The sequence below is a fragment of the Pseudomonas sp. MF6396 genome (assembly GCF_002018915.1).
GTDB lineage: Bacteria > Pseudomonadota > Gammaproteobacteria > Pseudomonadales > Pseudomonadaceae > Aquipseudomonas > Aquipseudomonas palmensis.
Window position 1 is genome coordinate 333896 of the sequence record NZ_MVOK01000001.1, and the last position, 8800, is coordinate 342695.

Genomic DNA, 8800 nt, shown 5'->3' on the forward strand with positions numbered 1-8800 from the left:
TCGGGCCTTGTGGGCGGAGGGTGCGTCTAGTGTGCCAACAGTTGCCGGCCCTGAAAATGACTAAGCCCGGCCGAAGCCGGGCTGTGGCGCTGCATCGGCTGTCAGCTGATGCGGTGGGCCTGGGTGCGGTCGAAGCCATCTTCGACGAAGCGATGCGCGTTGGTGTGATCGAAACCGTCTTCTGCCACGGTAGCGGGCTGGGCGTGTTCCACGGCGAAGTTGTGCGCGTTGGTGCGGTCGAAGCCGTCTTCGGCGAAAGCGTTGGCGGCCAGGACAGAGAAGGTGAGGGCCAGCATCAGTTTGGTTTTCATGGGGGTTACTCCGGTGGTGAGGGGTTGTCTGTTGCTATGGGTTTGATTTTACGCCCGTTAATTTGATTAAAAAGCACAAAATATTGCCTATATGAATCTATTAAATCGATATATAAGAAAGCGGTTGGCCTCTGCTGGCAAGCCAGTGCCCTCAGTGTTTTGCGAGCGCCGAAGCATTCTGTGGGCGCTGGCTTGACAGCGAAGAGGACGACTCGGTTCTGAGTGAACCCAGCATCGCGCATCCGCATTAATGCCGAATTAAGCCCACAAAAAAGGGGCCTCCATCGCTGGAGGCCCCTTGTCTACTGCAGCAAACCGATCAGTCGGTCTCGATCCGCGAGTTGTTGCGGGTGTCCTTCATGAACACGTACACCAGCAGCGAGACGGCAATGCACGCCGTGACGTACCAGTAGTAGCCGGTCTCCATGTTGATGCTCTTGAACCACAGTGCCACGTACTCGGCCGTGCCACCGAAGATCGACACGGTCAGCGCATACGGCAGGCCCACGCCCAGCGCACGGATCTCGGTGGGGAACAGCTCTGCCTTGACCACCGCGTTGATCGAGGTGTAGCCGCTGACGATGATCAGTGCTGCCATGATCAGGAAGAACGCACCCCACCAGGTCTCGATGGTGTGCAGCGTGGTCAGGATCGGCACGGTGAAAAGGGTGCCCAACACACCGAAGGCGATCAGGATCGGGCGACGGCCGATCTTGTCCGACAGGCCGCCGATCACCGGCTGCAGGCACATGAACAGGAACAGGGTGGCCGCCGAGATCATGGTCGAGTCACTGATGCTCATGCCCACCGTGTTCACCAGGTACTTCTGCATGTAGGTGGTGTAGGTGTAGAACGCCAGGGTGCCGCCCATGGTCAGGCCGACCACGGTCGCCAGTTCCTTGGGGTGGCGCAGCAGGGTGCGCATCGAGCTTTCCTTGGCCTTTTCCTTCTTGGTGAACGAGGCCGTCTCTTCCATGCCGCGACGCAGGTACAACGCCACCACCGCGCACAGCGCGCCGATCACGAAGGGTACGCGCCAGCCCCACGAGTACAGCTGCTCGGTGGTCAGGGTCTGCTGCAGGATGATCAGCACCGCCAGCGCGATGAGCTGGCCGGAGATCAGCGTGACGTACTGGAAGCTGGAGAAGAAACCGCGACGCTCCTTGGTTGCCATCTCGCTGAGGTAGGTGGCCGAGGTGCCGTATTCACCCCCCACCGACAGGCCCTGCATCAGGCGTGCGATCACCAGCAGCACCGGCGCGGCGACGCCGATGGTTTCGTAGCTGGGTGTCAGGGCGATGACCAGGGAGCCGGCGCACATCAGCAGTACCGAGGCCATCAGCGCGGCCTTGCGGCCCTTGCGGTCGGCATAGATACCCATCAGCCAGCCACCGATCGGGCGCATCAGGAAGCCCACGGCGAAGATCGCGGCGGTGTTGAGCAGTTGGGTGGTGGTGTTGCCGGCCGGGAAGAAGGCCTTGGCGAAGTACAGCGAGAACGCCGCGTAGACGTACCAGTCGTACCATTCGACCATGTTGCCGATGGAGCCGGAGAAAATCGACTTGAGGCGGCTGGAGGTGGTTTTTTCAGCGGGTGCGGCCGCTGCCCCAGCAGGCAGAGAGGTGGAGTTATCCATTGAAGCAACCTTCTAGTTGTTTTTGTGGTGCGCGTGTAAACGCGGCCTGACAGGGCCATAGCAGGACCCGTGCCAGCCAGCGAAGGCCCGGTTTAGAAGGGTTTGGCAGGTCGAATGAGCGGAAATCCGCTCATTGGCGGCGCAGCGATAGGCAAGAATCCGCCTATGAGCCGGGGCGTTCGAGGAAGTCTTCGCGCACCAGTGCGTGGCGTTGCATCTTCTCGTTCAGGGTGCGTCGGGGCAGTTGCAGCTCCTCGAGCACCGCCTTGATGTCGCCCTGATGACGGCTCAGGGCGGCGCGCAGGCACTGGGCCTCGAAGGCTTCCTGCTGGGCAGCCAGCGATTGCCCGGTATGCGCCACTGCCGCCGATTGCGCATCGTCCAGCCCCAGGGCGTGGCGCTCGGCGGCGTTGGCCAGTTCGCGCACGTTGCCCGGCCAGTCGTGGCTGAGTAGCCGGCCCAGTTGTGCGCCACTGGGGTCGGCGGCGCTGCGGCCCAGGCGCTCGGCGGCGGCGCGGGCAAAATGGGCAAACAGCAGGGGGATGTCTTCGCGCCGCTCGCGCAACGGCGCCAGGCGCAGTTCGGCCACGTTCAGACGGTACGCCAGGTCTTCGCGAAAGCGCCCGGCGCGGGCTTCGAGCAGCAGGTCGGGCTTGGTGGCGGCAATAATGCGCAGGTCCACGCTGATGCTCTGGTTGGCGCCCAGGCGCTCGAGCTTGTGCTCCTGGATCACCCGCAGCAGCTTGGCCTGCTGGGCCAGCGGCATGCTCTCGATCTCGTCGAGGAACAGCGTGCCACCGTTGGCATATTCGAGCTTGCCGATGCGCTTGCCCTGGGCGCCGGTGAAGGCGCCGCTCTCGTGTCCGAACAGCTCGGCCTCGAACAATTGCTCAGGGATCGCCGCACAGTTGAGCGCCACGAACGGCTTGTCGGCCCGCGGGCCGAAATCATGCAGGCACCGCGCGACGCGCTCCTTGCCGCTACCGGTTTCGCCGCGTATCAGCACATTGACCGGCAGCCCGGCCAGGTCCAGCACCTGGCGACGCAGTTGCTGCAGGCCAGGCGACATGCCCAGCAGGGTGTTTTCCAGGCGCACCTTGAGGTCGGCCTGTTCATGCAGTCGGCGGTTCTCCAGCACCAGCTGGCGTTTCTCCAGGGCGCGGCGCAGGCTGCCGAGCAGGCTGTCGGGGCTGAAGGGCTTTTCCAGAAAATCGTAGGCGCCATTGCGCATGGCTTCGACCGCCATCGGCACGTCGCCATGCCCGGTAAGCAGAATCACCGGCAGGTCGGCATCACGCCCCTGCAGTTGCTCCAGCAGTTGCAGGCCGCCCATGCCGGGCATGCGCACATCGCTCAGGATCACCCCGGGAAAGTGCTCGGGCAGCTGTGCCAGACACGCCTCGGCACGTTCGAAAAGCTGCACCTCGAAGCCGGCCAGGCTCAGCCACTGCTGCACCGCGGTACGGATGCTGGCCTCGTCGTCGACGACAATCACCGCATTCAGCATGCAGGCTCCGGGTCGCAGGGCAGGGTCAGGCTGAAACGCGCACCGCCTGGCTGGTTGTCGACCTGCAGGCGCCCGCCGGCTTCATGGATGATGCCGTAGGAAATCGCCAGCCCAAGGCCCAGCCCTTCCCCCACCGGTTTGGTGGTGAAGAATGGGTCGAACACGCAGCCCAGGTGCTCCTGCTTGATGCCGCCGCCGCTGTCGAGCACGCTCAGGTGCCAGTGGTCATGCTGCTTTTCGATACGGATCTCCAGGTGTTTCCAGGTTTTGTCGGCCATGGCGTCCAGGGCGTTGCGCAACAGGTTGATCAGCACCTGTTCCAGGCGGATGGCGTCGCCGCGTACCCAGGCCGGACGCGCCAGGTACAGCGCGGTGCTGACGCCCTCGGCGCGGATGCGCGGGTCGAGCAACTGTAGCGCCTGGTCGACCACGGTGGCCAGGTCCAGACGTTCGCGCAGGCCGCTGGGGCTGTTGCGGGCAAAGGTTTTCAGGTGTCCGGTAAGGGCCGCCATGCGCGTGAGCATCTGGTCCAGCGGCTGCAGGGCCTGGCGTGCTTCGTCCAGGCGCTCGCTGTCGAGCAGCAGGCGCAGGGTGGCCAGCTGCATGCGCTGGGTGGTCAGCGGCTGGTTGAGCTCGTGGGCCAGCGCGGCGGACATCTGCCCCAGCGCCGCCAGCTTGGTCGACTGCACCAGGCCCTCCTGAGCCATGCGCAGTTCATGGGTGCGTTCCTCCACCAGGCGCTTGAGCTCGTCGCGGCTGCGCTGGCGCAGGCGGGCCAGGCGCAGGCGCTGGCTGATGAACAGCACCGCGAACACCAGGGTCAGCCAGACGGCGGCGGCCGTCAGCCCGGCGTTGCGCTCGTCATCCCCGGTGCGCGGTGTGCGCAGCAGGTGCAGGGTCCAACCCTCGGCTTCCAGCGGCAGGCTTTCCCACAGGTAGTCGGTGTCGCCTTCGGGGCGCTGCACGCGCACCAGGTGGCTGTTGTCGTCAAAGCGGGTCAGCACCTGGCGCTGCAGGGGCAAGAGCGACTTCTTGTCGTACTGGCGGGTGGCGTCCAGCTCATTGAAATCGGCCGCCGACAGCGGGTTCAGCTCGCGGTAGCGCCAGCCGTCCTGGTTGGCCAGGAAGATGATCCCGCGGGCGTCGCTGACCAGCAGCACGTCGCTGCCCTGGCGCCATTCGCGCTCAAGCTCGGGAAACTCCAGCTTGACCACCATGGCCCCGAGAAACCGTCCCTGGTCGCCCAGCACCGCGCTGGACAGAAAGTAGCCGGGAATGCCGCTGGTCACCCCCACCGCATAGAAGCGCCCGCTGCCCTGGGTGCGGGTCTGCTTGAAGTACGGTCGAAAGCCGTAGTTCTGCCCCACGTAGGTGGTAGGCAGGCGCCAGTTGCTGGCCGCCACGGCCAGGCCGGTGTGGTCGAGCAGTTCGAGGGTGGACGACCTGGCGGCGCCGTTGATGCGTTCGAGCTTGCGGTTCAACGCGTCCTGGGTCGCTTCGCCCACCGGGCCGCCGAGGGCTGCGATGAGTTCGGAGTCCAGCGCCAGCACAGCGGGCAGGGCGCGGTAGCGTTCGATCAGGGTGTGCAGCGAGTTGGCGTACAGCGCCAGTTGCTGGCTGGCCCGTTGGGTATCGTCGAGCATGGCCTGACGCTTGGCCTGATTCATCGCCCAGCCGGCGGCCAGCAGGGTGCCGGCGGTGATCAGCAGCAGAATCAGGCCCAGTCGCACGGCGCGGTAAGTGAACGGCATGGCAAGCAGTACCCTGGCAGTGGGGAAGGCTGCCAGGCACTTCCCCGTGGACGTCACAGCGACTTACAGCAGCTCGAAGCGTTGCTGTTGCACGGTTTCGGAGTCCAGGCCGACCTGGACGTTGAACTCGCCAGGTTCGGCAACCCACTGCAACTGGCTGTTGTAGAACTTCAGGTCGTCCGGCTGCACGGTGAAGTGCAGGGTGCGCTCCTCGCCGGCCTTGAGCATGAGCTTCTGGAAGTTCTTCAGTTCCTTGACCGGGCGGCTCATCGAGGCGGCCACATCCTGCAGGTACAGCTGCACCACGGTTTCGCCGTCACGCTGGCCGGTGTTCTTCACGCGCACACTGACCTCCAGGCTCTGGCCCTGTTTCAGTGTCGTGCTCGACAGGCTCGGCGCCGACACACTGAAGGTGCTGTAGCTCAGGCCGTAGCCGAAGGGGTACAGCGGGCCGTTGGGCTCCTCGAAGTACTGCGAGGTGTAGTTGCCGGGCTTGCCGGGGGTGAACGGGCGGCCGATGCGCAGGTGGTTGTAGTACATCGGGATCTGCCCCACCGAGCGCGGGAAGGTGATGGCCAGCTTGCCCGAGGGGTTGTAGTCGCCCAGCAGCACGTCGGCGATGGCGTTGCCGCCCTCGGTGCCGCTGAACCAGGTTTCCAGGATGGCGTCGGCCTGCTCGCGCTCCCACGCCAGCGACAGCGGGCGACCGTTCATCAGCACCAGCACCAGCGGTTTGCCGGTGGCCTTGAGGGCCTTGATCAGCTCGCGCTGCACCGCCGGGATCTCCAGGGTGGTGCGGCTGGACGATTCGTGGGACATGCCCCGCGATTCGCCGACCACGGCCACCACCACGTCCGACTGCCTGGCGGCCTTGACCGCTTCGTCGATCAGCACGGCAGCCGGGCGCGGGTCATCGACGATTTCCGGGGCGTCGAAGTTGAGGAAGTTGAGGTAGTCGAGCACGGCCTTGTCGCCGGTCACGTTCGAGCCTTTGGCGTAGAGCACCCTGGCCTTGTCGCCCAGGGCACGGCGCAGGCCCTCGCGCACGGTCACCGACTGGTGCGGGCGACCGGCGGCGGCCCAGCTGCCCATCATGTCGATCGGGGCATCGGCCAGCGGGCCGACCAGGGCGATGGTGCCGGACTTTTTCAGCGGCAGGGTCTGCTGGCGGTTCTCCAGCAGCACCAGGCTGCGACGCGCCACGTCCCGTGCGATGTCGCGGTGCAGGCGGCTGTCGGCATAGGTGTCGGCCGGGTCGTCCTTGGCCTGGCCGATGCGCCGGTACGGGTCGGCGAACAGGCCCATGTCGTACTTGGCGCCGAGAATCTCGCGCACCGCGTTGTCCAGCTCGGCCGGGCTGACCGCGCCGGACTTGAGCAGCCCCGGCAGTTCCTGGCCATACAGCGTGTCGTTCATGCTCATGTCGATGCCGGCCTTGATCGCCAGCTGCGCCGCCTGCTTGCCATCGGCGGCCACGCCGTGGCGCACCAGCTCGGTGATCGCCCCATGGTCGCTGACGGTCACGCCCTTGAAGCCCCAGTCGCGGCGCAGCAGGTCGTTCATCAGCCAGGTGTTGGAGGTGGCGGGCACGCCGTTGATCGAGTTCAGCGCCACCATCACGCCGCCGGCACCGGCATCGATGGCGGCGCGGTAGGGCGGCAGGTACTCGTTGTACATGCGCGTGGGGCTCATATCGACCGTGTTGTAGTCGCGCCCGCCTTCCACCGCGCCGTACAGGGCAAAGTGCTTGACGCTGGCCATGATGCTGTCGGCGTTGGCCGGGCTGCGGCCCTGGAACGATTCGACCATCACCCTGGAGATACGCGACACCAGGTAGGTATCTTCGCCAAAGCCTTCGCTGGTACGGCCCCAGCGCGGGTCGCGGGCAATGTCGACCATGGGCGCGAAGGTCATGTCGATGCCGTCGGCGGCCGCTTCCAGGGCCGAGGTACGGCCGACCTGGGCGATGGCCTGCATGTCCCAGCTGGCGGCCAGGCCCAGGCTGATCGGGAAGATGGTGCGGTGGCCGTGGATCACGTCATAGGCGAAGAACATCGGGATCTTCAGGCGCCCGCGCATGGCGGCGTCCTGCATGGGCCGGTTCTCGTCACGGGTGATCGAGTTGAAGGTGCCGCCGATGCGCCCGGCGGCGATTTCCTCGCGGATTTTCTCGCGCGGCATTTCCGGGCCGATGCTGATCAGGCGCAACTGGCCGATCTTTTCCTCGACGCTCATCTGCTTGAGCAGGTTGGCGATGAACGCCTGTTTTTCTTGCAATGGCGCGGCGGCAGGCGAGTCAGCGAAGGCCGACTGGCTGGCCAGGCTGACGAGCAGGCCCAGCAAACACAGCTTGTTCATGAATTCTGTTCTCAAGGCTGCGGCAGTCGTCACGGTGCAGACTGGCAAGCCGAAGTTGGGGAAGCGGCTATTGTTGTAGTTTGCTGGGGCATCTTTTAGCCGATTGGGTCATCACGATCCAGCGGCGGCGTCGGATTATGCCTCAAGTCCGGCGCATTTCGAGCACTCACGGAGCGTAGCGACAATGCAGGTATCGAACAGAGCACGGTTGTGGCTGGTGCTGGCACTGGCCAGCCTGCTGGCCGGTTGCGGCATCAACAACATTCCCCAATACGACGAACAGGTCAAGGCGGCCTGGGCCCAGGTGCAGAACCAGTACCAGCGCCGTGCCGACCTGATTCCCAACCTGGTCGAAACGGTCAAAGGTTACGCCAGGCAGGAGCAGGCCACCTTGACCGCGGTCATCGAAGCGCGGGCCAAGGCCACCTCGATCAAGGTCGATGCCAGCACCCTGGACGATCCTGAAAAACTGCGCCAGTTCCAGGCCGCACAGGCCCAGCTGGGCGGTGCGCTGGGGCGCCTGATGGTGGTCTCGGAGCGTTACCCGGACCTGAAGTCGAACCAGAACTTCCTGGCCCTGCAGTCCCAGCTCGAGGGTACGGAAAACCGTATCGCGGTGGCGCGCAAGGACTTCATCGCCGCCGTGCAGCGCTACAACACCGAGATCCGTACCTTCCCCGGGCGCCTGTGGCACAGCGTGATGTACAGCGACATGCCGCTGCGCGAGAACTTCGAGGCCACCAGCGCCGATGCCGACAAAGCGCCTGAAGTGAAATTCTGATGCGTGCGCTCAAGGCGGCGCTGCTGCTGGTGCTGCTGGCGGCGAGCGGCTGGCTGTGGGCCGCGCCCCAGTTCCCGGCGCTCAGTGCACGGGTGGTGGACCAGGCCGGGCTGCTCGACGGCGCCACCCGCAGCCAGCTTGAGCAGATGCTCAAGGCCCACGAGCAGGCCACCGGCGAGCAGGTCGTGGTGGTGACCCTGGCCAGCCTGCACGGGCAGGCCATCGAGGACTATGGCTACCAGCTGGGGCGCCACTGGGGCATCGGCCAGCAGGGCAAGGACAACGGTGCGCTGTTGATCGTCGCCCCCCAGGAGCGCAAGCTGCGCATCGAAGTCGGCTATGGCCTGGAGGGCCGCCTGACCGATGCCCAGGCCTCGGTCATCATCAACAGCGTGATCACCCCGGCGTTTCGCCGTGGCGACTTCAGCCAGGGCATCGTGCTTGGCACGGCGGCCA

At 65.3% G+C, this 8800-nt stretch carries 6 protein-coding genes and 1 pseudogene; 2 read left to right on the top strand and 5 right to left on the bottom strand.

Features of this window, described 5'->3' with window-relative positions; all coding sequences use genetic code 11:
* Positions 1-104: 104 nt before the first annotated feature.
* The 5 genes and pseudogenes from MF6396_RS01640 to bglX all read right to left on the bottom strand — a co-directional run.
* Positions 105-311, bottom strand: a pseudogene (locus tag MF6396_RS01640) (hypothetical protein); the annotation flags it as partial.
* 319 nt (positions 312-630) lie between these two features.
* On the bottom strand, positions 631-1947 hold the full coding sequence (locus tag MF6396_RS01645; RefSeq protein WP_043860783.1) for an MFS transporter: 1317 nt from the start codon (positions 1945-1947) through the stop codon (positions 631-633).
* Between the two features lie 163 nt (positions 1948-2110).
* Positions 2111-3454, bottom strand: coding sequence for a sigma-54-dependent transcriptional regulator (locus tag MF6396_RS01650; RefSeq protein ID WP_078479560.1), 1344 nt, complete (start codon positions 3452-3454; stop codon positions 2111-2113).
* Positions 3448-5205, bottom strand: coding sequence for a sensor histidine kinase (locus MF6396_RS01655; protein ID WP_043860785.1), 1758 nt, complete (start codon positions 5203-5205; stop codon positions 3448-3450). The genes MF6396_RS01650 and MF6396_RS01655 overlap by 7 nt, the downstream gene beginning before the upstream one ends.
* A 63-nt stretch (positions 5206-5268) precedes the next feature.
* Positions 5269-7563 (bottom strand): beta-glucosidase BglX, encoded by a 2295-nt coding sequence (gene bglX, locus MF6396_RS01660; protein WP_078479561.1) that lies wholly within the window; start codon positions 7561-7563, stop codon positions 5269-5271.
* A gap of 184 nt (positions 7564-7747) precedes the next feature.
* Here bglX and MF6396_RS01665 point away from each other — a divergent pair, with 184 nt between their 5' ends.
* Together MF6396_RS01665 and MF6396_RS01670 are read left to right on the top strand one after the other, a co-directional pair.
* A complete protein-coding gene (locus MF6396_RS01665) occupies positions 7748-8344 on the top strand; it encodes a LemA family protein (RefSeq protein ID WP_043860787.1) in 597 nt (198 codons plus the stop codon).
* Positions 8344-8800: TPM domain-containing protein (locus MF6396_RS01670; protein WP_161493022.1), on the top strand; the 457-nt coding region annotated here is incomplete at its 3' end. The genes MF6396_RS01665 and MF6396_RS01670, both read left to right, overlap by 1 nt.

What these genes read in the sequence shown, in the direction of transcription:
- MF6396_RS01645 (WP_043860783.1), bottom strand. Translation starts at nt 1,947, where the DNA reads ATGGATAACTCCACCTCTCTGCCTGCTGGGGCAGCGGCCGCACCCGCT.
- MF6396_RS01650 (WP_078479560.1), bottom strand. Translation starts at nt 3,454, where the DNA reads ATGCTGAATGCGGTGATTGTCGTCGACGACGAGGCCAGCATCCGTACC.
- MF6396_RS01655 (WP_043860785.1), bottom strand. Translation starts at nt 5,205, where the DNA reads ATGCCGTTCACTTACCGCGCCGTGCGACTGGGCCTGATTCTGCTGCTG.
- bglX (WP_078479561.1), bottom strand. Translation starts at nt 7,563, where the DNA reads ATGAACAAGCTGTGTTTGCTGGGCCTGCTCGTCAGCCTGGCCAGCCAG.
- MF6396_RS01665 (WP_043860787.1), top strand. Translation starts at nt 7,748, where the DNA reads ATGCAGGTATCGAACAGAGCACGGTTGTGGCTGGTGCTGGCACTGGCC.